Source organism: Varibaculum sp., from assembly GCF_008661855.1.
Taxonomy (GTDB): domain Bacteria; phylum Actinomycetota; class Actinomycetes; order Actinomycetales; family Actinomycetaceae; genus Varibaculum; species Varibaculum timonense_A.
In genome coordinates this window covers 144,048-166,240 of record NZ_RPZY01000055.1, presented here as the reverse complement: position 1 = coordinate 166,240, position 22,193 = coordinate 144,048, and the positions used below count along the sequence as shown (strand labels likewise).

Below are 22,193 nucleotides of genomic sequence, written 5' to 3'. Positions count from 1 at the left end.
TTTGGGGGAGAAATCTTGGTCGGGGTAGTTAGCGGTTTGGTTTCGACCCTAGGGATGGTCATTTCCTCTAGTAGGCTAACTGAGCTGGGGGGATTGTCGGTTAGGGGAGGAGTTGCTGGAAGTGGCGCCCGCGCGGCGGGCGGGCTCGCGGGTTGAATCGGCGTATTTCCCCAGGGTTGCCCAGCTGGGGTGGCAGGTGAAAGCGGGGAGGCTTTAGGGCTGCCAGGATAGCTGTGGCGAGGGGAAGTTGGTTGCTCGCTCATGGCTGACCTGCCTTTTCAGGTATGGGGGAGACAGGTTCGCTGGGAGCAGATTGCTGAACTTGAACCGGGGCTTGAGGTTCGAAGCTAATCGCCGGTCCTAACTCGTAGACCCCGTTTAGTTGCATCGCGCGTATCCCGATGAAAGCAGCTAGGGATACGGCAACGATGGTTATCGCAACCGATGCAAACTTGCGCACGCCTAGCCCCTCCTTCGGGTTTCCAACTGTTCTAAGAGATACTCGCGTCCTCTCCTTTAATTATTATAGATGATGGATTGGGTACAAAGGGCAACCTACTTAACTTGATTAAGAAAATCGACAATGCGCCCTACGCCTTCCTCTAAATCCTGGTCGCTGAGGGCATAGGAGAGCCGGAAGAATCCTGAAGGACCAAACGCCTCGCCGGGAACTACTGCCACTTCCACTTTTCGCAGAATTAAATCCGCTAATTGCGCGGAAGTTTGGGGAGTTTCTCCTGCTAAGCTGCGCCCCAAAATGTTCTTTACAGAGGGGTAGCAGTAGAAAGCGCCCTTCGGAGTTGGAACTACCAGGTCTGAAACCTCGTTGAGCATAGAAACCATTTTTTTACGTCGCCGATCAAAGGCTTCCCGCATTTTCTTTACCTGATCCAAAGGTCCAGACACCGCCGCCAAGGCTGCACGTTGCGCCACATTCGACACGTTCCCGGTGGTGTGAGACTGGAACGCGGCGCAGGCTTTAATCACATCCTTTGGGCCAATCATCCAGCCCACACGCCAACCGGTCATTGCATAGGTCTTGGCAACCCCGTTAAGCACTAAAGTTTGCGCTGCCAGTTCAGGAACCAGCTTTACGATATGGGCACTGGGGGCATCGTTATAGAGGAGGTGTTCATAAATCTCATCGGTGATTACCCAAATCCCGTGCTCTAAGGCCCATTGACCGATTTCGGTTAGTTCGGCAGGGGTATAGACCGCGCCAGTCGGGTTGGAAGGGCTAACCACCAGCAGAGCCTTGGTAGCAGGGGTGCGCGCGGCCTCCAATTGCTCGACGCTCACCTTATATCCCTGTTCTGCGGTGGCGACCACGTTTATCATGCGCCCGCCCGCCATTTTTATAACTTCCGGATAGGTAGTCCAATAGGGAGTGGGGACAATTACTTCATCTCCGAGGTCGATAATCGAAGAAAAAGCCTCGTAAACAGCTTGTTTGCCGCCATTGGTGACAATAATTTCGCTGTCGGGATCTACGCTGTATCCCGAATCACGTAAGGTCTTTTCCGCAATCGCCGCTCGCAGTTGGGGTAGTCCTTTACCGGGGCTGTAGTGATGCATGGCGGGGTCACTGCAGGCTTCCTGTGCGGCTTTCACAATATAGTCAGGGGTGGGAAAATCTGGTTCTCCGGCGCCAAATCCGATAACGGGACGCCCTTGAGCTTTAAGTTCTTTCGCAGCGGCATCTACTGCCAGGGTTGCGGAAGGTGAAATTTGCGCTAGACGGTTAGAAACTCTGCATTCTTGTGGTTTGTTCATACTCTCATTTTGCCACGCCTGTGGGTTTCCTTTCCCCGCAGGACCAAATTTTCATCTAGCTATTGCCAACTGTCTAAATAATGAGGACGTGGCGCGGGTTTTTATCTCCAGTTTTCTCTTGGGGGTAAGCAAGTTAAAGATGCGTTTTTCCCCACTATGCCGTCCTAAGTTGGACGTGACTAGGAAAACCTCATAAACTTATCTAGCACCTTAATCGGTCAGCCATTAGGCTGGAAGGGCAGTGGCGCAATTGGTAGCGCAACGGTCTCCAAAACCGTAGGTTGTGGGTTCGAGTCCCGCCTGCCCTGCAAATTTGAAACCTGTGCCGGGCCCGGTACAGGACGAGATAGGGGCTTCGACGGGAGTCCCAAGACAGCAAGTGAGGAAACGATCTTGGCACCTAACCAGGGCTCAGCCTCCGTAGAGGCAGATGCCAAAAAGGCAAAGAGCGATATTTTCAGCCGCATCCTACAGTTTGTGCGACAGGTTATTGCGGAATTAAAGAAAGTTGTTTGGCCAACCCGCGATGAGCTAACCACGTTCTTTGTGGTCGTAATCGTGTTTGTGTTGGCAATGATGGCTTTTTCTGGGGTTATTGACGTAATCACCGCCTGGCTGGTGAACCTGGTATTTGGCGGTTAGTTTAGGAACAGGATTTGCAAGAAGGCAATATGGAGCAGGAAGAAAATAGCGTGAGTAACGATCTTGTATTCTCCTCGGAGGTAGAATCCTCCGATAGCGCTGATGCGCAGCCAGAAAACATTGCACAGGCAGCGCAGACCACTCCCGATGAGGTTGCAGTGGCAGCACCGGATGCAGATACGACCCCAGAACAGTTAGCACCCGCCGAGCTGGAAATTACTGATACCGCTCAAGATCAACCGCTCGTGCCCTCAGCTACCGCTGAGGAGCTTAGTCGCCAAGAGCAGGACAAACTACGCGAAGAACTAGAGTTCCTGCCCGGATATTGGTATGTACTGCACACCTATTCCGGTTACGAACGGCGAGTAAAAGCCAACCTTGAGCAACGGATCGTCACTTTCAATATGGAGGATTACATTTATCAAATTGAAGTCCCCATGGAAAAAGTGGTTCAGGTTAAATCTACTGAACGTAAAGTGATAGACCGGGTTCGGATTCCTGGCTACGCTCTGGTACGGATGGAAGCGGTAGAGGACGCCCCTGACGCTTGGCGGGTTGTTAAAGACACCCCGGCGGTCACCGGATTTGTAGGGGATTCCCAGCATCCCGTGCCACTAACCGAGGACGAGGTAGTTTCGATGTTGGCTCCGACCCCCGCTTCCATTAAAGCTGCGGAGCTTCAGGACGAACGTGCCAGCAAGACCAAGGCTAAAGAACAACCGGTTATTGAGGTTGATTTCGAGGTTGGAGAGAACGTTACCGTTACCGATGGTCCGTTTGCTACTATGCCCGCTACCATTTCGGAAATTATGCCTGACCAGCAGAAGCTCAAGGTATTGGTGGTTATCTTCGATCGGGAAACTCCGGTAGAGCTCGGCTTTAACCAGGTCGCAAAGATTTAATTGCTCACAGTGACCAGTATTAATTGGTTCAATCTGTGTGCACGCCCTTAGAATGGACGATTGTGCTGGCTGTTCTGTTTTAGACAGGACATGACAGCAGTAAAGATTTCCGGCAACCGTCGGGAAAAGTAAAACAACAAATTATTATTTTGAGAAGGACCCTAAATGGCTGCAAAGAATAAAAAAGTAGTCGGCCTGATCAAGTTACAGATCGAGGCCGGTGCTGCTAACCCGGCGCCTCCAGTTGGCCCGGCGCTATCGCAGCACCAGGTAAATATCATGGAATTCTGCAAAGCCTACAATGCGGCTACGCAGGATCAGCGTGGAAATATTATTCCGGTAGAGATCAGCGTCTATGAGGATCGTTCCTTTGACTTTGTTCTCAAATCCCCGCCGGCTGCTCAGCTGATTAAGAAAGCTGCTGGGATTGCAAAGGGATCGGGCACTCCGCATACCAATAAGGTAGGCAAGCTGACCATGGATCAGGTTAAAGAGATTGCCGAACAAAAGAAAGCCGATTTGAACGCCAACGATATCGATGCAGCTGCAAAGATTATCGCGGGAACCGCTCGTTCTATGGGTGTAACTGTCGAAGGCTAACTTCAAGGCACTAATAAATAAGACTTATAGACCGTGGAGGGGAACGTGCGCCCTCACCACAACTGCAAGGAGTAAAGCAGATGAAAAAGCACTCAAAGGCCTTTAAGCAGGCCGCTGAAAAAGTACACAAGGATCGTCTCTACCAGCCACTAGAGGCTTTCCGCTTGGCGAAAGATATTGCTTCCACCAAGTTTGATTCCACTGTAGATGCGGTTTTCCGTCTCACAGTAGATCCGCGTAAAGCCGATCAGATGATTCGTGGCACTGTTTCTTTGCCTAATGGCACTGGTAAGACCGTTAGGGTCCTGGTTTTTGCCAATAGCCCCAAGGATAAAGAAGCATTGGACGCTGGCGCTGACGAAGCTGGTGGCGACGAACTAATCGAAAAGGTTCAGGGGGGATACCTGGACTTTGATGTGGCAGTAGCTACCCCGGACATGATGGGTAAAGTGGGGCGTCTAGGTCGCGTCCTCGGTCCGCGTGGGCTTATGCCTAACCCGCGTACCGGGACTGTAACCATGGACGTAGCTAAGGCAGTTACCGAAATCAAGGGTGGTCGTATCGACTTCCGGGTAGATAAACATGCCAACCTGCACGTGGTGTTGGGCAAGAGCTCGTTCGATGCCGAGAAGTTGGCTGAGAACTACCAGGCAGTTCTGGATGAAGTTCTGCGTCTGCGTCCATCAGCTCTAAAAGGTCAGTACATCAAGAAGATTGCGATTTCTACTTCGATGGGACCGTCTATTCCTTTGGATAGCTCGTTGACTAAAGATTTAGCGACTGACGATCCTCGCTAAGGATTGCCGTGCCCGCCTTAGGGCAAAGGCGTAATAGCTGAAAATCAAGGGGTCCCGCCGGTGGAAAAATCCACCGGCGGGACCCCTTTTTAGTTTCTCGCGTTAATTCCAAATATTTGCTCACATGAGGGGCGCGGCCGGTAAAAGATACGAGAGGGGCTTGAGCCGAGCCTTGCGAGGCTCACGGGGTCCCCGGAGTGCTTTTACCGAGCCAGCCCCTGGGCGCAGCGCGGAGAATAACTACTAAAAAGGCACTCAGTCGGCGCCCTAAATCATAATGGCTTCGGCAATTTGATTGTCGATGCTGTAACGGCTGTCTTTGATCACCACGATGCACATTTTGCGCTTACGAGAGATAACAGTGATTTCTTGTCCGCTGTAGCAGCCGAGACGAAACAGGAAACTATCCATTTCCGGGTCATCAGTAGCTATATCCTTGACGACATAGGTTCGACCTTCGATAGCTTCCAGAAGATTCATTCGTTCCTTAGTCCGGCAGGCTTGCTTTGTCTGGCACGCTAATGACAGTGACATTTCGCTTCACCTGGCTGATTGGCAATCTCTGTTATCTGTAGATTATGACGGTTTTCCGACTGGGCTGCAACATTGGGGTTTAAGGTGCAGTCGGAAGAAATTGGACACCCAATACATTTAGTACCTTTGCGTTTTTCTTTCACAATGTAACCGATAGCTAGACCAACAATTACGACTAAAGCCAGGCTAGCAATTACTGTACTCAAAGCAGTATCTCTTTCTTTAGTTGGCGCTTAGTTTGGCTTGCTGGTGCAGCTGGTATTCGGCAGCAAAGCTAGCGCGTACTCGGCGGGCAATCACCGTAATGACCATAGCCATTAGGGCGACCGCAATTAGTCCCGGTAGGAAACCTGCGGCTAAATGTCCGTAGAGTACCAGGGTTCCCACCTGGTTCACCAGGTAAGCAACAGTGAAACCGGTACAAAATTGGAGACCGATAGCGCTCCAGAGCCAACGGCGATCTTGCATTTCCGAGTTCATAGCTCCGATAGCCGCAAAACAGGGAGGAGTGTACAGGTTAAAGAACAGGTAGGCGAGGGCGCTTACTGAGGTAAGCCCCATAGTGGTGGCAATAGTGTTTGCACCTCCAGTAATCGCTAGTTCTTCAGTGTCGATGAACCGGGTAAGACCGTAGACCACCGCCAAAGTACCTACTACGTTTTCTTTAGCGATAAAACCGGTGACGGCGGCGGCAGCCAGCTGCCAGGTTCCAAACCCGAGCGGGATTAGCAGAATCGAGAAAGGAGTGGCAATAGAAGCCAAAATGGAGGTGTTTTCGGCGCCCTCTTCAACTACCTGGAAGTTCCAGGTAAAGGTTTGCATTAGCTGTACTACCAGGTTGCAAAGCAAAATAATGGTGGCAGCCTTGATGATGTAGGCTTTGGCGCGTTCTAGCATTGATATGGTTGCGTGCCACGGGTTAGGGACTTTATAGCGGGGTAGTTCCATAATGAAGAAGGATTTGCGGAACTTGTAGCCAGTAACCATTTTTACCAGCAAGGCTCCCAAGAAGATTAGGGTGAGACCTAAAAAGTAGCTAACCCAGCTGACCCAGGCGGATCCGGCAAAGAATGCACCACAGAATAGGGCAATAACCGGGATTTTTGCCCCGCAAGGAACAAAGGAGGTCAGCATGGCGGTTGCTCGCCGTTCGCGCTCGTCACGGATAGTACGGCAACTCATGATACCCGGAATGGCACATCCGGTGCTGATGATGATGGGAATTACTGATTTACCGGACAGCCCCACCCGTTTGAAAATTGGGTCGAGGACGGCGCTTACCCTGGCCATATAACCAGATTCTTCCAGGAGCGCCAGCAGGAAGTACATCACCATAACCAGTGGTAAGAATCCAATAACTGCACCTACGCCCCCGATAATACCGTCAGCAACAATCGTGGTCAGTAGCGCGGGGCTGTCTGCCATTTGTTCGCTAACCCAGTCCTGGAAAGTTTCAATCCAACCTACTAGCCAATCAGCTAAGAGCGGGCCCAGATAGGTTTGAGAAATGGCAAAAACTGCCCACATTATCCCAGCAAAAATAGCGATACCAGCAACTTTGTTGGTTAGTATCGCATCCAGGGTGTCTTGGCGAGTATGGGAGGCGACTTTTACTGCCCGGGTTTCCACCTGGTCTACCACCTGGTCTACGAAATGGTAGCGCTCACGGTCGGCGTTTTCTACGGCTTGTTTATCGGTAAGGTCAATATCAGCCTGCATATAGGGCGGATGTTGGGTCTTGCCGAGTTGGGTAAATACTTCCTTTAGTACCTGCGCTAAACCGTTGTTATCTTTCGCGGTGGAAACGGTGGGCACGACCGGACAGCCCAGTTTGTTTTGCAGTTTTACCGTATCTATCTGGGTGTTTTCTTTTTCGTTGATGTCGCTTTTATTGAGGGCGATTACTACCGGAACCCCCAGCTCAAGTAGCTGGGTGGTAAAGAATAGAGAGCGACGCAGATTGGTGGCATCAACGATATTCACAATCGCATCCGGATTAGCGTCACGGACATATTTGCTGGTGATGGTTTCCTCGGGGGTAAAAGGAGACATAGAGTAGGCTCCGGGCAGGTCTACCGCTGTGGCAACCTGTTGCCCACTTAGCTCTGGCTTTAGGCTAGCCTCAGTTTGCCCTACGGTAACTCCGCTCCAGTTTCCAACTTTCCCTTTTTCGCCGGTTAAAGCGTTAAACATAGTGGTTTTACCGCTATTGGGGTTACCAGCAAAGGCGATTCGCATAGCCTAATCCTCTCTGAAATCTGCGATATTAGCGATACTGCTTATGCGCACCTAACTAAATATAACCTTACCTACTATAAGGCAATCCTTAATAGGACTTAAAGCTTTGGATTAGCTATGCGAAAGATTACTCTTTCGCATTCTGTAAAGAAGTCTGGTTTGGAGGAAGGGTTAAGGCCACGCAGGTTAGCTTTCGCGCACTCTCATCCTTGGAACTGGTCTCGGTGGGAGAAAGAGGATAAAGATCCCAGCGGGAATCGCGGTAACTAATCCCCACGAAATCTTGAAAATCCTGGGCACACTGTTTAAGAGCCAAATCGTAGAGCTGTTTTTGAGACGGAAAAGAGCTTCCGTCCAGGGATTTTATCCCAACCACTTGCGAGTTATGGGAGCGGCTACAATCCACCCGTTCTACCTGTCCGGCCGGTTGTTTTCCGGTCAAGACTTCCTCGCTCATATTGAAGCAATCGCCAACTTCTAAATCAGAGGTAGCGACTGGCTGAGAGGAGCACCCAGATAAAGACCCCAGGCTCAAAGCTGCCAGGGCGCAAAGCAACCCCAGGTGCGTCCTTAGACGAGGAAAACTAAAAACAGTCATTACTTACACACTAGCGTCTAATAAGGGAATACGGCGTGAATCAAGAAATAACTGAGAGCCCCAATCAAACCTGCCCCGGGAAGCGTAAGCACCCACGCAATCGCGATATTACCGGCAACCCCCCAGCGAACCGCAGACAGACGCTTAGTAGCCCCTACCCCCATAATCGCGGAAGAAACCGATTGAGTAGTAGAAATCGGAGCATGCCAAACGAATGCGGTGAAATACAGGATTGAAGAAGAAGTTAGCTCCGCAATAAAACCGTGAGCCGGAGTAACGTCGATAACCTTAGATCCGAGGGTATGCATAATCCGTCCTCCCCCGAAATAGGTTCCCAGAGAAATCGCACCGGCAGCAGCAACCTTAACCCAGAAAGGAATCGTCAAATGCCCAGTTGAACTCCCATGGTATCCCGCTGTAAGCAGCGCCATGGTAATAATGCCCATAGTCTTTTGGGCATCTTGCAAGCCGTGACCGAGCGCCATAGCAGCAGCTGAAAAACGCTGTAGGAAACGGAAATTGTTCATCGTGCGGTGATAGCTGACGTTCTTGAGTAGCGCTAAGAGCGCTCGCATTATCAAATAGGCAGTAAAGAAGCCTACCAGGGGAGAAACTATCATCGGGATGATTACATGATCTAATATCCCCATCCATTGAACAGTGATGGCAGAAGCTAAACCAACCCCTGCCATCCCCCCAATCAAAGCGTGGCTAGAGGAAGATGGAAGCCCGAAATACCAGGTGATAATGTTCCAGGCGATTGCCCCCACTAAGGAAGCCAAAATAATCACTAGGCCATGATGCTGCTCGGCAACAGAGGTGGACTCGGTGAAATGGGAAATATCTATAATCCCGTTCCCAATGGTTTCAGCCACCCCAGTTCCCAGCATGGCACCCACGATGTTCATTATCGCGGCCATTAACAGAGCAGATTTAGGACGCATCGAACGGGTAGAAACACAGGTGGCTATGGCGTTAGCGGCATCATGGAAACCGTTAGTAAAGTCAAAAACTAAAGCGATAACCACAACGATACTGACCAGTACCAAAGTAGTGTCCACGATTTAGGACTCCTTGATATAGATGGCCTCAACCGCGTTGGCTAGGCGTTCAAAAGAATCACAGGTGGTTTCTAGCGACTCGACCACATCTTTCAGTTTAATAACATAGATGGGGTCGGTTTCGGAGCTAAAAATCTCTGCCAAAATCTTGCGATACTGTTTATCGCCCTTGTTTTCTAGGCTATTGATTTTTACCGTGTAGTCTTTGATGTTCTGCTTTTTCCGTAGTTTCGGGAGAGCCTGCACGGTTTCCTTAGCACATTCTTGCAGGATTTGTGCCTGTTTTTCTAGCCGTCGCGGAATATCTTCTATTTCGTAAAGGACGATTAGGTCGCCTGCTTCGTCGATACCGTCCATACAATCATCTAATGCTGCCGTTAGCAGAGAAATATCTTCGCGATCCATGGGGGTGACAAAGGTGGCGTTCAGCATATTCATAGTGCGGTGCGTAATCTCGTCCGAGTTATGTTCGAGATCGTGCAGCTGAGAACGTAACTGTTTTCGCTCCTCAAAGGAATCTACACTGGTAATTTTAAGCAGTAATTCCGACGCGATTTCTAGGTTATGCGCCGCTTTATTGAATAGGTCGAAGAAATCTTCTTTATCTTCTTTTTTCTTGCCGAACAGCATCTTGCCTCCTTGACGAAGAACCATCCGCCTTAAGGGTATCCAACTTTTCTAGCTAACCGATAATTAGCTTTCCCGGTATTTTTTATAGGGGGAGTGCTTGGAACAACCTGTGAAAATAAAAGGGGTTTGAACAGGGAAAATAAGGTCTAAGTGTGAGATAGCCTCACAGCTACACCTGGGATAGAACTGCCGGTAGCGGGAACTAAATAGAGGGAATCCTCGATTATTTCTTTGATGTTTCTATAGGGGGTGTTGCGTAGGGGATAAGGGAGGGAAAACGCCGGACCGTGAAGCGCCAGTCGGCGCTGAGGCCGCTCGTAGCGGCAATTTTTGGAGCCCGGGGCTAAACGGCCCGACGCTCCTATAGTCTATCGAAAGCTACCTCCCCTTGCACCTAGGGGTACTCAGTAGCGGCTATGATGCTTTGACATTGGTTTGAACGATTGTTTTCCAGATCCTCAAGCCGTTATTCGTCCTCTTTGCCCAGGAAGAAGCAATCTAGGGATAATGAAGAGGTGATTAATAATGCCCCCAAATATCGGTTGCGCCGTCTAGTTAGTTTGCTGATACTGACGATAATAATCGCCCTGGTAGTGAGCCTAATTTATCTATTTAACCGGCAGGATAGTAGTGCTCAGCTACCGGCTGAGCCTAGAATGCCTCCGGTCAGCTCTCAGGGCTTTGATGAAACTAATTTGATTAGCGACAGCGAATTCACTCGCTGGAATTCTCTTTCTTCTGAGCAAATCCAAGCATTCATTACTGATTGGGGATATGGATGTCGCAGTGGGAAAGCCGAAAAAATACCGAAAGATACTGGAATCTATAACCCGGCTAGTGGCGGGGATAAACAGAGCCAATCCGTGCCCTGTTTGAAAGACTATCGGGGCGTCCTTACAGGTCACGACGCTGACCGGTTCTGTTCTCGGGCAGTTCAGGGTGGCGAAAACTTAACCGCGGGGCAAATCATTGCTCAGGTGTCCCGTGCCTGTGGGATTAACCCGAAAGCTATTTTGGTTACCCTGCAAAAAGAACAGGGACTTATTACTGCTTCTTCAACGCGCCTTACTCCTCGCAGATACCAAATTGCCATGGGGTATGCCTGTCCGGATCATAAAGCCTGTGACTCGCAGTTTTATGGGTTTGGTACTCAGGTTTATTACGCGGCGCGACAGTGGCGGCGCTACCAGCTAAATCCGCAGGATTATGATGTAGCGGCAGGTCAAGCAGTTACTTTGGGATTTGGACCAGATTCGCGTTGCGGAAGTAAGAAAATTGTTCCTCAAAACTGGGCAACTGCTGCACTGTACAACTACACCCCCTATTTGCCCTCATCAGATGCGCTTGCTGGACTAAATGACGAGTGTGCGCAACCGGGGAATCTAAATTTTTATCAGTTTTATAAAGCCTGGTTTGGCGACCCGGTTAAAGGTGGGGGGCAAGTGCTTACCCGCAAAGCCCTCGCTGCGAAGCAATCCCAGCCAGCAACCACGAAATAGGGTATTCCCAAAGGGTGTTGCCACCTAATGCTATCTAGGTCATCTAAAGGTTCTTAGGACGGGTAATAATCATTCTTAGCTGGGAACTAAGGGGGATTATCTGGTGGATTCGGTATCTTTGAGCAAGGTCAAAGGAGTATCTAATATCAATGCTTGCAAATAGAGGATGAATCCCCAGCCAAAAAGGGGCATCAAGATTATTGCGCTCCAGGCTAAAGAAGGACGCAAGTAGATAGCCCCTAGCGGCAGGGCGCTAAACAATAGGGCTATGAGGGTGCGCGGTAGCCGCCCTAGAGCCAGCAGGGCGGCATTGCGTAGAGTTTGGCTAAAGGAAGCGGAAAACTGGGAAGCATAGGCAAAAAACCAAGTAGCGATAGCAACGATTGCTGCCAAGCCGAGGATTACTCCGGAGCGCATTATCAAGGTCCAGGTGGGGGTGAGGTGAAGATATTTTATTAGTTGTAACTGATAGATACCTACCAGCAAGAGGACGACTAGGATGATGCCACCGGGTAAGGAAGAGCGAAAATCTGCACGAAAACGTCTCCAAAAGGTAAATCCCGGTCTTGCTCCCTCCTCGCGGACGATTTGTAAAAGAACATAGAATCCGGCGCTTAGAGCCGGACCGATAGTGATTACCGGAATCGAAGCGATAGTGATAAAGGCACTAATCATGGCGATATCAGCGAGGAGAGTCAGGAGAGCGGCTAAGGAGCCTTCATGGGAAAAGAATCGGTTCATGGTAAATGTGGATTGTTGGAGAAAAATATTAACAATTTGGTGCTGGGGCAGTAGAATCGCCAACCAGCAGTTTGCCGGGTAGTAGTATTTGTGACTGTTTTACCTTTTTCTTGTTTATTTGGGAAAACAATAGGCGACAGGTGTTTTCAGCTAACTGTTCAATGGGTTGTTCAATGGTGGTCAAAGCGGGGTTGGTGTAACGGGAGAACTCTATGCCATCGAATCCAGTTACCGAAACCTCTTGTGGGATTCTAATATTGGCATCTATCAGGGCTTTTTGAGCACCAATAGCAATCACATCACTGATAGCTACTACCGCAGTGAACGGGATTTTACGTGCCAAGAGGCGCTGAGCCATATGGTATCCGTAGCTTAGAGAATAGGGGTTATCTTTCTTATTTCCCTGTACCGTTAGCTGCTTATCGTAAGATATTCCTTCCTGTTTTAGAGCGGAGATAAAAGCTTCTTGACGGATTAGTCCCACTGAATGTTCTGACTTGTCCGGCCCTAAAAAGGCGATGTGTTTATGTCCCAGTTTCACCAGGTGGGAGACAATTTTGGCAATGGCAGAGTTTTCGTCCACGCTGACAGTGGCAACCGTGTGATTCCATTGTGGACCGGGGGGAACAGTACACATAACGAAAGGTAAGGGGAAAGTGTCGAACACGGCTGTGGATTGATGGGCTTCTCCCCCTAAAAATAATACTCCGGCGGCTCCAGAGTTTTGCTGCGCGCCACGCCCGATTTCTACTTCTTCTACTCCGTGCGGAACTCGCAGCAGGGACATTTGGTAACCCTGGGAACGGATTTCTTTTTCTAACGGGTCGATTAGTGACAAGAAGAAGGGATTGGAAGGACCCTTCATCACCATAGCGATGTTATTTATATGAGATGACCTGAGGTTTTGTGCATGGCGATTGGGGAGATACTGTAAGTCGTCGGCAATTTCTAGGATGCGTGCCCTGGTGGCGGGAGATATTTCGTCTTGATTATTGAGGGCGCGGGAAACGGTAGTAATTCCCACTCCGGCAGCAGCGGCAATGTCTTTAATGGTTACTGCCGCTAACTGTGCCATGGAGATGTTCCTTAAGTAAAAGTAAATAAAAGTAGGTATTGAAATTATATCGGGTGGAAATAAAAACAGGGTTTGGGGCGAAAACTTGAGATGTTTCGCCCCAAACCCTGCTAAAGTTTTAGCCTTTTACAGCCCCGGCAGCGACGCCCTCGATAATGTATTTCTGCATCAAAATGTAGAAGATTACAATCGGGATAATCGCCAGTACCAGCATAGCCATTAAAGCACCCATATCGCGGTTTCCGTTCGATCCCAGCAGGAACTGCACCACAATGGGGATGGTTCGATAGCTACTGCCCGGTCCTAACACCAGATTGGGGAGCAGGAAGTCATTCCAGACCCACATGGTGTTGAGGATAGCTACCGTAATGGCAGTGGGTTTTAGCATTGGCAAGACTACTCGGAAATAGGTTTGAAGAGGGTTACAACCGTCAATGGTGGCAGCTTCTTCAATGTCAATCGGGATTGATTTTACGAATCCAGCGAACATGAACACGCTCAAACCGGCTCCAAACCCGAGGTAAAGCACCATTAATCCGAGCGGGTTATCCAGACGGAGCAGACTGGATACCTGTACGGTGGGGAACATTACCATCTGGAATGGAATTACCATCGAGAAAACAAAAATATAGTAGAGTGCGCTCGTCCACCAGCTCTTAACCCTGGTGATGTAGTAGGCAGTCATAGCGCAAAGCATTACTATAATCGCTACCGATCCGATAGTAATTACGAAAGACCACAAAATCGAACTGAAGAAATTCGATAGGTGCAGACCGGTAACGTAGTTTTGTAAACCTACGAAGGAATCTCCGAGGGGGATAGAGAAGGGACTGTTCGATAGTTCAAATTTCGATTTGAACGAGTTCATAACAACGAACAGAATCGGCCCTAAAAATATGCAGGTAAGAGCAATTAAGACCACGTAAAGCAGGGCTTTGGTGACCGGGCTGGTTCCTTTTTTATCTTCTTTCATTTTCATTCCTGTTGAGGGTAGGGGAGCTGGTGCTTTTACTTCGCTCATGCTTCAATCTCCCTTGCTCTGGTGGTCCGCAGCTGGAACATGGCGATAACTACCACGACTACTACGAAAATTACGGCTTTAGCTTGACCGACGCCCTCTGCCCCTACCTCGGCAAACATGGAATTTACGATGTTAAGGGCGACCATCTCGGTTTTACCGGAGGGCGCACCATTGGTTAGTGCCAGGTTTTGGTCGTACATTTTGAAAGTGTTTGACAAAGTTAAGAATAAACAGATGGTTATAGAGGGCATCACCATGGGAATAGTGACGTTACGCAGCACTTGCCAGCGACCTGCCCCATCTATCTCTGCTGCTTCGGTAAGCTCTGGGGGTACGTTTTGCAGTCCGGCAATATAAATAATCATCATATAGCCAATCAGCTGCCAATTAATCAGCACGATTAACCCTAGGTATCCATATTTCCAGTCACTTACGAGGGTAGCTCCGTATTCTGACAAGATGGAATTGATAATGATTTGCCAGGTGTAGCCCAATACGATGCCACCAATCAGGTTGGGCATAAAGAATACAGTCCGGAAAAAGTTTGTTCCTTTTAGTTTACGGGTCAATACCCAAGCGATTGCGAACGCAAACAGATTAACCGAAACGATAGATACGATTACCACCATAACTGTAAAAATGAATGCAGAGGTAAATCCGTCACGACCATCGAATATATCGACGTAGTTTTGGATTCCTACAAAAGTTGCATCGGTTATGGTGGTGAAATCACAAAATGATAGGAAAAAACCGATAATAAAAGGCACTAGGAAAGCAATAAGAAATGCCAACAGTGTCGGTAATACGAAAATTGGGAAGTAATATTTTAACTTTGACTTCATTGTCTGTCCTTTTCCTGATCATGGTTAGTGTCTCAGGATGAAACTTGTTTTGCTTGTAGTTTTGAAACTAATTAAATCAGAATCTGCTGTTTGTCCTGCATAGCTTGGAGGTTTGCTGGGAGGGGAGTTTTACTCCCCTCCCAGCCGGGCTGTCACCCGATTTGTCTTACTGCAGGGTGGTTAGCTATTTCTTTTCAGCTGCCCAACCGTCAGTGAAGTTCTTTACTACCGCATTCCAGTCCATGTTTCCGGCAGCATATTGTCCTAGTGCCTGACCGAAGCCATCCTTGAACTTTTGTGAGGGGTAAATGGTGAACGACCACGGTACCACGCTACGATCTTTGTTGCTTAAGGCAGCAGCAACTTCCTTAGCTAGCGGATCATTGGGGGTTTCGCTAGCGCTGAAGCTCTTGAACGGAGCGATGAACCCAAGATCTTCAACTACGAATTTCTTGCCGTTGGCACTGGTGAATAGCCAGTTAGCGAAATCAATAGTAGCTTTTTGGTCAGCTTTAGAAGCTTTGGCATTAACAGCTAGGAAGTTTTCCGTTCCTACTGCCAGTCCTTGCTTTTCTTCACCTTGATGACCGGTGTAAATGGGGAGCATCTTGATTTTATCTTCTTTAACTTTGTTCCCCTCAACATCTTTTACCTGGCTCCATGCCCAGTTACCGTTTTGTACCATCGCAGCTTTCCCTTGAGCAAACTCAGCCATGGAGTCAGTCACGGTCTTGGAGGGGGTCAGTTTCTTGTCAACGGTAGAATCCGTTAGGTAAAGATCGAAAATGTTCTTGAACTCTTTGTTGTATTTGAATTCTGCTTTGGCGATATCGGTCGCTTTAGCGTCTTGCAATTCGTAATACATGGGGATGTTGGAGAGGTGGGTTTGCCAACGCCAATCTTCACCGCTAGCTAGCGAGGTAGAGGCGAATACCCCATCGATTCCCAAGTCGGCTTTGTGAGCCTGCATATCGTCAGCAACTTCCTTCAACTTGGCGAAGTTGTTGATTTCGTCCATCTTGGTGGCTTTGGCGCCTGGCATTGCAAAATACTTGTCCATGATTTCTTGGTTGTAGATGATGCCGTAGCCCTCTACCGCCAAGGGGACGCCGTAAACCTTTCCGTCCTCGCCCTTGAGAGCCAGGTTGGGGTCATTTAAATCTTTAGCGAACTTTGCATCGGTTAAATCGGCGGTGTATTTCTGCCAAGTCTTTAAACCTACCGGACCGTTTACCTGGAACAGGGTGGGTGGCTTGGGTTTAGAAATTTCCGATTTTAAGGTTTGCTCGTATGTGCCCGAGGCTGCGGTAACGACTTTAACTTCTACTCCGGTTTCATCGGTGTAGGCTTTAGCAATTTTCTTGTAGGCTTCTTCTGCTTCTGGTTTGAAGTTTAGGAAAGAAACAGAGCCTTTTTCGTTAGCGTTGTCAGAACCAGATCCGCAGGCAGCTAGACCGGTTAGCGCAAATGCTCCAGCAACAGCTGCTGCCAGAATACGAGTTTTCCTTTTCATTAACGTCCTCCCTTGGAGCGTTGGTAAAAGACGGAAGCGATTACTTGCGTCCCATCGGAAACGTTTCCGATGTATAGAGATAACCTACCTCATCTTGCTTTCTGATGGAAGTCTAATTGGGGAAATTGTTATCGTCTTGTTAACTTTCAGGGTTGAAAATTGAGGTTAATGCTCGAAACTAGCTCAGCTAGAATACCGAGGCTAGCCCTGCTGCGCTGATGAAAGTGAATATGTAAAAAGGTGGCGGCGCGGGGATTAAACCATCCGCGCCGCCACCGGGCATTTCTATTTATAGTTTTAGAGGACGTGCCTAAGGGGTTACATCACCCTAACGTAAACCGGATTTCCGTAAACTCGGGCAATCTTGACTTTATCTCCAGGTTTGGGAGCGTGAATCATATAGCCATTTCCAAGGTAAATTCCGACGTGGCTGCGGTAGTTCACCATATCCCCTGGTTGAGCCTGTGATTTGGGGATAATAGTTCCGGCGCTACGCTGTTGTATCGCCCGCCGAGGCAGAGATATTCCGGCAGCATTCCGATAGACATAAGAGGTAAGTCCCGAGCAATCAAATCCCTTTGGAGTCGAGCCTCCCCAAACATAAGGAACCCCTATGAACTGTTTAGCATAAGAAATTACTCCAGCTCTAGAGCCATGCTGGCTAGCAGAGGAGGTTTTCTCAGAGGTATTGTTTGCTTTGGAATCTGAACTACTAGCAGTATTGCTCTTATTTTTTCTTTGGCTGGAACTAGCTTTAGAGTCTTTAGACTTCCGGTTTGATTCTGCGCGTTTAGCGGCTTCTTCCTCGCGAGCCTTCTTCTCGGCTGCTTTACGGGCGGCTTCTGCTGCTTCGCGCTTTGCCTGTTCTTCAGCAGCCTTTAGAGCAGCTTGCTTTGCGGCTTCTTCCCGGGCTTTCCGTTCAGCCTCAATCTGCTCTTGGCGCTCTTTTTCTGCCTGCTCGGTTACACCGCGTGCAGCTGCTAGTTTCTTCACTAGCTCTTCACGCTGAGCTCCCAGGGAAGCTAGCTTTTGCTCAGTGTCAGCCTTTAGCTTGTCAGCAGCTTCCTTTTGAGTTTTTAAATCCCGCGCTGCCTCAGCTTTTTCATTCTGTGCCGCTTTAGCTCGCGCTTCCAAAACGCTTGCAACTTTGGCAATCGAGTCGAAGGTCTGCATCTGGGAATCCGCCTTCGAACCGAACAGTTCGATGGAGACCTTCCTCATTTCCACAGTTTGCAAACCGTCGGCATGTAGATAAGGAGTCAGCGAGGATAGTGATCCTTGCGTGGTATAGACCGTGCGGGCTAGTCCCCCCAGAGCTTTACGGGCTTCCTCAACTTTTCCCTTGGCTTCCTGAGAGTCCTTCGCGGTCTTGTCAGCGGTTTCTTTGGCAACCACCAAGTTAGAGATGGCGTCGTTATAACCGGCTTCTGCGTCCTCTGCTTGATCGCGGACATCTTGAGTGTAGGCGCTGAGCTTGACCAGCTGAGCCTCAATGTCTGCCACTGAGTTAGCAGCGCTATTTTCTGCCGCCTTGGCCGCTTCGACCTTGTCATCGGCAGGTGAAGCAAAGGCAGCGGGTGCAAATATTGAAGCGGAAGCTGCTAGGGCGAGACTGGCCGAGACTACCAGCGCGCGCCTACCGGCTTTACGCTCCGTAGATACGTGGAGCTTCATAAGCTATCCTCCTAGAGCGACTTTTGGGAGTTATAAGTCGAGCTAAGTGTCACAATACCGCGCTTTAGTATCTCTAACAACATATTTCACATTAATAACATGTGTAACAAAGATGAAAGCTGAAGCTTATTTTTAATCAAACCGGCAGTTTCGAGGTGTTATAGCTGGTGTCACAAAGAAAAACACGCGAGAAACAGTAAAGTATGAAATAGCTCACAATATAGGCTATTTGGTGTTTCTCGCGTGCTTAACAGAAAAAACTACTCGGTTATATGTCCGTCGAAAACATCGGCAACCAGTCCGAAATACTTCTTGCCGTTTTCCGCTTCCCAATCTTTCATACGCTGACGAGAACGGCGAATCTCTTCCTCGGCCTCTTTGCGCCCAACCCAATGCGCGCCCTCTACCGATTTGCCTGGCTCTAGGTCCTTATAAACCTCGAAGAAATGCTGAACCTCAAGGCGGTGAAACTCGGAAATGTCTTCTATCTCGGTACGCCACGAAGCCCGCTGATCTGCTGCCGGAACACATAGCACCTTGTCGTCGCCACCGTTTTCATCCCGCATCCGGAACATTCCAAGCGGACGGCAACGAATAACGCAACCCGGGAAAGTGCTTTCCTCTAAAATCACCAGAGCATCAAGAGGGTCGCCATCCTCGCCCAAAGTCCCATCGATGAAGCCATAGTCATCAGGGTAACGAGTAGAAGTAAACAGCATACGGTCTAGGCGGATACGACCCGTTCCGTGATCAACCTCGTACTTGTTGCGGTTACCCTTCGGAATCTCGATAGTAACGTCAAATTCCATTTCCCTTTCCCCTTTCCGCCTTTTTAGCGAAATATGCGACAATCGGGGCAAAAGTATTTACCGCCGAAGTCATGGCATCTACTTTTTATATTGTAAGAATACGTTGAAAATTCGTCAGCTAGGGGAAGAATGCGAAAATCCGTCCTATTGCCGCTAATTCTTCTGGTCGCCCTAGTAATCGGAAGCCTCGGATATGCGGTGGCCGACGCTTACAATCTGGTTCCAGGAATCCTAACAATAGAAAAACAATCCCTAGATTTACCGCAAACCGTCCAAATCGACCTCAACACCACGAAAGCCGAGGCTACCAAAGGGATAAATGAACAGGCTAATCAAGTCACGCCAGAACAGTTAAAACCCCTGATGGATCAGCTAGTTAGTCAAGCACAACACGGAGTAGACAATAAATCTCAGGAATCAGCTTCCCCGGATACTAACGCCAGAGCGGGAGCGGTCGTAATTGATACCGCAAGCGGGAAGACTATTGCCCAGATAAACGGAAACCAGCTGATGACCCCCGCCTCTTCCTCAAAAATAATTGCCGCCGCCACCGCATTGGATACCCTCGGAGCGCAATATCGCTTCACCACCTCAACCCATTTCGCAGCCGGGAAACTATACCTGCGAGGAAACGGGGATCAGCTATTATCCCCCAATGCGGGCAATCCCGACGCTATCTCTGGACATGCAGGTCTGGGAGATTTAGCTGCTAAAACCGCGAAGAAACTCAAAGCGCAAAAAGTCAGCACCACGCAGCTGTTCCTAGATGAAAGCATTTTCGGAGACCAAAATCCGCTTCCCAACTGGAAAGCGCAAGGAAACGACAGATATGAAAGTAAGCCCACTCCCATAGCCATCAATAACGGATTGGCGAACCCACAGCTATCCTACGGATACCTGCCTGATCCTGCGCTTTCAGCAGCCCAACAATTCGCGCAGCGAATGAAAGATAACGGGATTAGTGTCGAAGCGGTTCAACGCGGTACTGCGCCTAAAGAAGCAGCAATGTTAGCGGAAGTAAAAAGTGCTGCCCTGCACGAAATCGTTCACGAAACTCTAAAAGAATCCAATAATATGCTGGCAGAGGTGCTTTGTCGGGCATCGGCAGCCAAAATTGGTTCCGGTACTAACTTTGCCGGACAGATAAAAGCAGCGCAGAAAGTCTTGAAAAAACTGCATCTAGAGAGCGCAGATTTCGCTAATCAAGACTGTTCTGGCCTATCAACTGAAGATAGGATCAAACCGGCTCTGTTAGCGGCAGTCATGCAGAAAGCGGCAACAGGTAGCGACTCGCAGTTGCGCCCCATAGTGTCCTCACTGCCAATCGGGGCTCTAGATGGAACTTTAGATACCCGGTATTCGCAGCAAGCCGCATCCGGTAATGTGCGGGCAAAAACTGGCTCATTGCAGCGCGCCAGATCTTTAACCGGTCTGGTGACCACAAAATCTGGTCGCACCCTAACCTTTGCCGTAATCATTGATTCCTATAAAGAAGGAACGGGGGAAAACGCCCGCGCCGCTATTGACAACTTTGTAAACGGACTGGCAACCCTGTGAAAGCACAGGAGCTACCGGGTGTGCCGGCAGGTGCTGGCGGGCGCGTACAGCGCGCCGTATTGGCGTATCTTAGGCGCCTGGAAAAAACTAATCCTCACGCCACCTTGCTAGTTGCTTGTTCAGGCGGGCCAGATTCCCTGGCACTGGCTGCTGCCTGTAGTCATCTTGCCTCCTCTAGAAACTTTCACCTGGTAGGCGTAACCGTAGATCATGGTTGGCGCAAAGAATCAGCGCTTCAAGCAAGGCAGGTATGCCAAATCCTCAAGGAACTCGGCTACGCAGATATCGCCCTATTAGAGCTTTCCGCCCAAGAAAACGGCAGTGGTAAAGAGGGCGCGGCACGTAAAGCGCGCTACCTCGCGTTGGAGAAGCAAGCTAGATACTACGGGAAAATAGGATCGGAAGTATTTATCCTATTAGGGCACACCCGTGACGATCAGGCAGAAACCGTTCTATTAGGGCTGATACGTGGCAGTGGAGCGCGTTCGATTTGCGGAATGCGCCCCTTTGAAACCATAAAACCAAAGGGCGTAGCTACCGGACATAGCGCCAAGAGAGCCGGGTATTTACGCCCCCTATTAGACCTACCGCGCACCGATACTGTCGCTGCCTGTAAACAGTGGGGCTTGCCCTATATAGATGACCCTTCTAACTATCCAGATGGGCCGGTACAGGCAGCAGATGGAAACCCATTGCGTCGCGCTGCTTTACGACATCTTGGGCTACCCGCCCTCGAAAAAGCTTTAAGAGTTGATCCGCGTCCCGCCCTCGCGCGTACTGCTTTACTTTTACAAGAAGACCTTGATGCTTTAGATGCTCTCGCTGAAAAATGGTTTAACAAAACCAGTCAGGACGAGGTGGGGACGGTGACAGTAGACACCAAAGAACTTCTTTCCCAACCGGCAGCTATTCGTAAACGAGTGTGGCGCTTGGCCGCGCTTACGGCTGGTGCGCGCGCCTCAGACCTGCGGAAAGTTCAGCTAGATACCGTGGACTTTTTAGCGACTGCCCGCCGGGGAACCGGTCCGATTCAGTTGCCTGGTCAGGTAGTATGTTCGCGAACAAAAGGCAGTTATAAGCTTTTATTTAGGCAGAATCGAACAAAATCAAAAGGATAAACTGGGAAAATGGACGCAAACGATATGGGCAATGCGCTCGAAAAGATATTAATCAGCGAGCAAGAAATCAAAGATAAGCTCGCTCAAATGGCGAAAAAAATCGATGAAGATTATCGAGGACGCGAAATACTGCTGGTGGGAGTGTTAAAGGGCGCCACCATGGTGATGGCTGATTTGGCTCGCCTTATCCACACTCCTGCCGAAATAGACTGGATGGCAGTTTCATCCTATGGAGCTGCTACTAAATCATCTGGGGTAGTGAAGATTCTAAAAGATTTAGACTCCGACTTGACCGGCAGAGATGTGCTTATCGTAGAGGACGTGATTGACTCGGGGCTAACCTTGGATTGGCTCACCCGCAACCTTTCATCGCGGGGTGCAGCCTCGGTAGAAATTGCGGCTCTACTGCGTAAACCCGAGGCCGCAAAAGTTGAAGTCGAGGTGAAATACATAGGTTTCGATATTCCGGACGAGTTCGTGATTGGATACGGTCTGGATTATGCAGAGAAGTATAGAAACCTACCTTTCGTAGGTACACTGGCTCCTCACGTTTATCAGTAGGAGTTTTT

General features: G+C 49.3%; 23 protein-coding genes, 1 tRNA gene and 1 pseudogene. 9 read left to right on the top strand and 16 right to left on the bottom strand.

Annotated features, from left to right (window positions below):
- From QZT94_RS07545 to QZT94_RS07535, 3 genes and pseudogenes are all read right to left on the bottom strand, one after another.
- Positions 1–263: pseudogene (locus QZT94_RS07545) on the bottom strand (hypothetical protein); the annotation flags it as partial.
- Positions 260–460: a hypothetical protein gene (locus QZT94_RS07540; RefSeq protein ID WP_072510377.1), complete on the bottom strand. Its 201-nt coding sequence runs from the start codon at positions 458–460 to the stop codon at positions 260–262. The pseudogene QZT94_RS07545 and the gene QZT94_RS07540, both read right to left, overlap by 4 nt.
- Before the next feature lie 95 nt (positions 461–555).
- Complete coding sequence (locus tag QZT94_RS07535; RefSeq protein ID WP_296761835.1) at positions 556–1,773, bottom strand: pyridoxal phosphate-dependent aminotransferase; 1,218 nt, start codon at positions 1,771–1,773, stop codon at positions 556–558.
- 235 nt (positions 1,774–2,008) lie between these two features.
- Here QZT94_RS07535 and QZT94_RS07530 point away from each other — a divergent pair.
- From QZT94_RS07530 to rplA, 5 genes are all read left to right on the top strand, one after another.
- Positions 2,009–2,081 (top strand) — tRNA-Trp (locus QZT94_RS07530).
- A 145-nt stretch (positions 2,082–2,226) separates the two neighbouring features.
- Positions 2,227–2,415: a preprotein translocase subunit SecE gene (gene secE / locus QZT94_RS07525; protein ID WP_270626625.1), complete on the top strand. Its 189-nt coding sequence runs from the start codon at positions 2,227–2,229 to the stop codon at positions 2,413–2,415.
- 50 nt (positions 2,416–2,465) lie between these two features.
- A complete protein-coding gene (gene nusG / locus QZT94_RS07520; protein ID WP_296761833.1) occupies positions 2,466–3,317 on the top strand; it encodes a transcription termination/antitermination protein NusG in 852 nt (283 codons plus the stop codon).
- 165 nt (positions 3,318–3,482) lie between these two features.
- Positions 3,483–3,917 carry a 50S ribosomal protein L11 gene (gene rplK, locus QZT94_RS07515; protein ID WP_072510373.1) on the top strand — a complete coding sequence of 145 codons (435 nt, stop codon included), beginning with the start codon at positions 3,483–3,485 and terminating at the stop codon, positions 3,915–3,917.
- An 80-nt stretch (positions 3,918–3,997) separates the two neighbouring features.
- The gene (rplA, locus tag QZT94_RS07510; protein ID WP_072510372.1) at positions 3,998–4,714 is read left to right on the top strand and encodes a 50S ribosomal protein L1; all 717 of its coding nucleotides are present in this window, start codon (positions 3,998–4,000) and stop codon (positions 4,712–4,714) included.
- Between the two features lie 267 nt (positions 4,715–4,981).
- Here the strand turns inward: rplA and QZT94_RS07505 are convergent, their stop codons facing one another.
- From QZT94_RS07505 to QZT94_RS07480, 6 genes are all read right to left on the bottom strand, one after another.
- Positions 4,982–5,248 (bottom strand): FeoA family protein, encoded by a 267-nt coding sequence (locus QZT94_RS07505; RefSeq protein ID WP_296761830.1) that lies wholly within the window; start codon positions 5,246–5,248, stop codon positions 4,982–4,984.
- Positions 5,233–5,454, bottom strand: a complete 222-nt coding sequence (locus QZT94_RS07500) for a FeoB-associated Cys-rich membrane protein (protein ID WP_270626469.1) — start codon at positions 5,452–5,454, stop codon at positions 5,233–5,235. Before QZT94_RS07500 ends, QZT94_RS07505 begins: the two co-directional genes overlap by 16 nt.
- Before the next feature lie 16 nt (positions 5,455–5,470).
- The gene (gene feoB, locus QZT94_RS07495; RefSeq protein ID WP_296761828.1) at positions 5,471–7,486 is read right to left on the bottom strand and encodes a ferrous iron transport protein B; all 2,016 of its coding nucleotides are present in this window, start codon (positions 7,484–7,486) and stop codon (positions 5,471–5,473) included.
- A gap of 127 nt (positions 7,487–7,613) precedes the next feature.
- A complete protein-coding gene (locus QZT94_RS07490; protein ID WP_296761826.1) occupies positions 7,614–8,084 on the bottom strand; it encodes a septum formation family protein in 471 nt (156 codons plus the stop codon).
- Positions 8,085–8,101: 17 nt separating this feature from the next.
- On the bottom strand, positions 8,102–9,145 hold the full coding sequence (locus QZT94_RS07485; RefSeq protein WP_296761824.1) for an inorganic phosphate transporter: 1,044 nt from the start codon (positions 9,143–9,145) through the stop codon (positions 8,102–8,104).
- Positions 9,146–9,148: 3 nt separating this feature from the next.
- The gene (locus QZT94_RS07480) at positions 9,149–9,799 is read right to left on the bottom strand and encodes a DUF47 family protein (RefSeq protein WP_296761822.1); all 651 of its coding nucleotides are present in this window, start codon (positions 9,797–9,799) and stop codon (positions 9,149–9,151) included.
- 491 nt (positions 9,800–10,290) lie between these two features.
- Between QZT94_RS07480 and QZT94_RS07475 the strand changes: the two genes are divergently transcribed.
- Positions 10,291–11,274, top strand: a complete 984-nt coding sequence (locus QZT94_RS07475; protein ID WP_296761819.1) for a hypothetical protein — start codon at positions 10,291–10,293, stop codon at positions 11,272–11,274.
- Positions 11,275–11,370: 96 nt separating this feature from the next.
- Here QZT94_RS07475 and QZT94_RS07470 read toward each other — a convergent pair whose 3' ends face one another.
- The 7 genes from QZT94_RS07470 to QZT94_RS07440 all read right to left on the bottom strand — a co-directional run bounded on the left by QZT94_RS07470 (position 11,371) and on the right by QZT94_RS07440 (position 18,949).
- Positions 11,371–12,015: a YesL family protein gene (locus QZT94_RS07470; protein ID WP_296761817.1), complete on the bottom strand. Its 645-nt coding sequence runs from the start codon at positions 12,013–12,015 to the stop codon at positions 11,371–11,373.
- A 28-nt stretch (positions 12,016–12,043) separates the two neighbouring features.
- The gene (locus QZT94_RS07465) at positions 12,044–13,090 is read right to left on the bottom strand and encodes a LacI family DNA-binding transcriptional regulator (RefSeq protein WP_270626481.1); all 1,047 of its coding nucleotides are present in this window, start codon (positions 13,088–13,090) and stop codon (positions 12,044–12,046) included.
- Between the two features lie 118 nt (positions 13,091–13,208).
- The gene (locus QZT94_RS07460) at positions 13,209–14,063 is read right to left on the bottom strand and encodes a carbohydrate ABC transporter permease (protein WP_296761814.1); all 855 of its coding nucleotides are present in this window, start codon (positions 14,061–14,063) and stop codon (positions 13,209–13,211) included.
- A 44-nt stretch (positions 14,064–14,107) separates the two neighbouring features.
- Positions 14,108–14,953 carry a sugar ABC transporter permease gene (locus QZT94_RS07455; protein ID WP_072510364.1) on the bottom strand — a complete coding sequence of 282 codons (846 nt, stop codon included), beginning with the start codon at positions 14,951–14,953 and terminating at the stop codon, positions 14,108–14,110.
- 184 nt (positions 14,954–15,137) lie between these two features.
- Entirely contained in the window at positions 15,138–16,466 is a 1,329-nt protein-coding gene (locus QZT94_RS07450; protein WP_072510363.1) for an ABC transporter substrate-binding protein, read from the bottom strand.
- Between the two features lie 318 nt (positions 16,467–16,784).
- On the bottom strand, positions 16,785–18,140 hold the full coding sequence (locus QZT94_RS07445) for a C40 family peptidase (protein ID WP_296761809.1): 1,356 nt from the start codon (positions 18,138–18,140) through the stop codon (positions 16,785–16,787).
- Positions 18,141–18,400: 260 nt separating this feature from the next.
- Complete coding sequence (locus QZT94_RS07440; RefSeq protein ID WP_072510361.1) at positions 18,401–18,949, bottom strand: inorganic diphosphatase; 549 nt, start codon at positions 18,947–18,949, stop codon at positions 18,401–18,403.
- Positions 18,950–19,078: 129 nt separating this feature from the next.
- On the opposite strand from QZT94_RS07440, the gene dacB reads away from it, so the two are divergent.
- From dacB to hpt, 3 genes are read left to right on the top strand one after another with little or no spacing between them, the layout of a single operon-like run.
- The gene (dacB, locus tag QZT94_RS07435; protein ID WP_296761807.1) at positions 19,079–20,506 is read left to right on the top strand and encodes a D-alanyl-D-alanine carboxypeptidase/D-alanyl-D-alanine-endopeptidase; all 1,428 of its coding nucleotides are present in this window, start codon (positions 19,079–19,081) and stop codon (positions 20,504–20,506) included.
- Entirely contained in the window at positions 20,503–21,624 is a 1,122-nt protein-coding gene (gene tilS, locus QZT94_RS07430) for a tRNA lysidine(34) synthetase TilS (protein WP_296761805.1), read from the top strand. Before dacB ends, tilS begins: the two co-directional genes overlap by 4 nt.
- Before the next feature lie 9 nt (positions 21,625–21,633).
- Entirely contained in the window at positions 21,634–22,185 is a 552-nt protein-coding gene (hpt, locus tag QZT94_RS07425; RefSeq protein WP_296761803.1) for a hypoxanthine phosphoribosyltransferase, read from the top strand.
- Positions 22,186–22,193: the final 8 nt, after the last annotated feature.

Bases quoted from the DNA above. Each gene is read 5' to 3' on its own strand.
- QZT94_RS07490 (WP_296761826.1), bottom strand. From the start codon at position 8,084: ATGACTGTTTTTAGTTTTCCTCGTCTAAGGACGCACCTGGGGTTGCTT.
- QZT94_RS07535 (WP_296761835.1), bottom strand. From the start codon at position 1,773: ATGAACAAACCACAAGAATGCAGAGTTTCTAACCGTCTAGCGCAAATT.
- QZT94_RS07480 (WP_296761822.1), bottom strand. From the start codon at position 9,799: ATGGTTCTTCGTCAAGGAGGCAAGATGCTGTTCGGCAAGAAAAAAGAA.
- dacB (WP_296761807.1), top strand. From the start codon at position 19,079: ATGCGAAAATCCGTCCTATTGCCGCTAATTCTTCTGGTCGCCCTAGTA.
- QZT94_RS07445 (WP_296761809.1), bottom strand. From the start codon at position 18,140: ATGAAGCTCCACGTATCTACGGAGCGTAAAGCCGGTAGGCGCGCGCTG.
- QZT94_RS07460 (WP_296761814.1), bottom strand. From the start codon at position 14,063: ATGAAAGAAGATAAAAAAGGAACCAGCCCGGTCACCAAAGCCCTGCTT.
- QZT94_RS07465 (WP_270626481.1), bottom strand. From the start codon at position 13,090: ATGGCACAGTTAGCGGCAGTAACCATTAAAGACATTGCCGCTGCTGCC.
- QZT94_RS07470 (WP_296761817.1), bottom strand. From the start codon at position 12,015: ATGAACCGATTCTTTTCCCATGAAGGCTCCTTAGCCGCTCTCCTGACT.
- rplA (WP_072510372.1), top strand. From the start codon at position 3,998: ATGAAAAAGCACTCAAAGGCCTTTAAGCAGGCCGCTGAAAAAGTACAC.
- feoB (WP_296761828.1), bottom strand. From the start codon at position 7,486: ATGCGAATCGCCTTTGCTGGTAACCCCAATAGCGGTAAAACCACTATG.
- QZT94_RS07505 (WP_296761830.1), bottom strand. From the start codon at position 5,248: ATGTCACTGTCATTAGCGTGCCAGACAAAGCAAGCCTGCCGGACTAAG.
- hpt (WP_296761803.1), top strand. From the start codon at position 21,634: ATGGACGCAAACGATATGGGCAATGCGCTCGAAAAGATATTAATCAGC.
- QZT94_RS07440 (WP_072510361.1), bottom strand. From the start codon at position 18,949: ATGGAATTTGACGTTACTATCGAGATTCCGAAGGGTAACCGCAACAAG.
- rplK (WP_072510373.1), top strand. From the start codon at position 3,483: ATGGCTGCAAAGAATAAAAAAGTAGTCGGCCTGATCAAGTTACAGATC.
- QZT94_RS07450 (WP_072510363.1), bottom strand. From the start codon at position 16,466: ATGAAAAGGAAAACTCGTATTCTGGCAGCAGCTGTTGCTGGAGCATTT.
- QZT94_RS07455 (WP_072510364.1), bottom strand. From the start codon at position 14,953: ATGAAGTCAAAGTTAAAATATTACTTCCCAATTTTCGTATTACCGACA.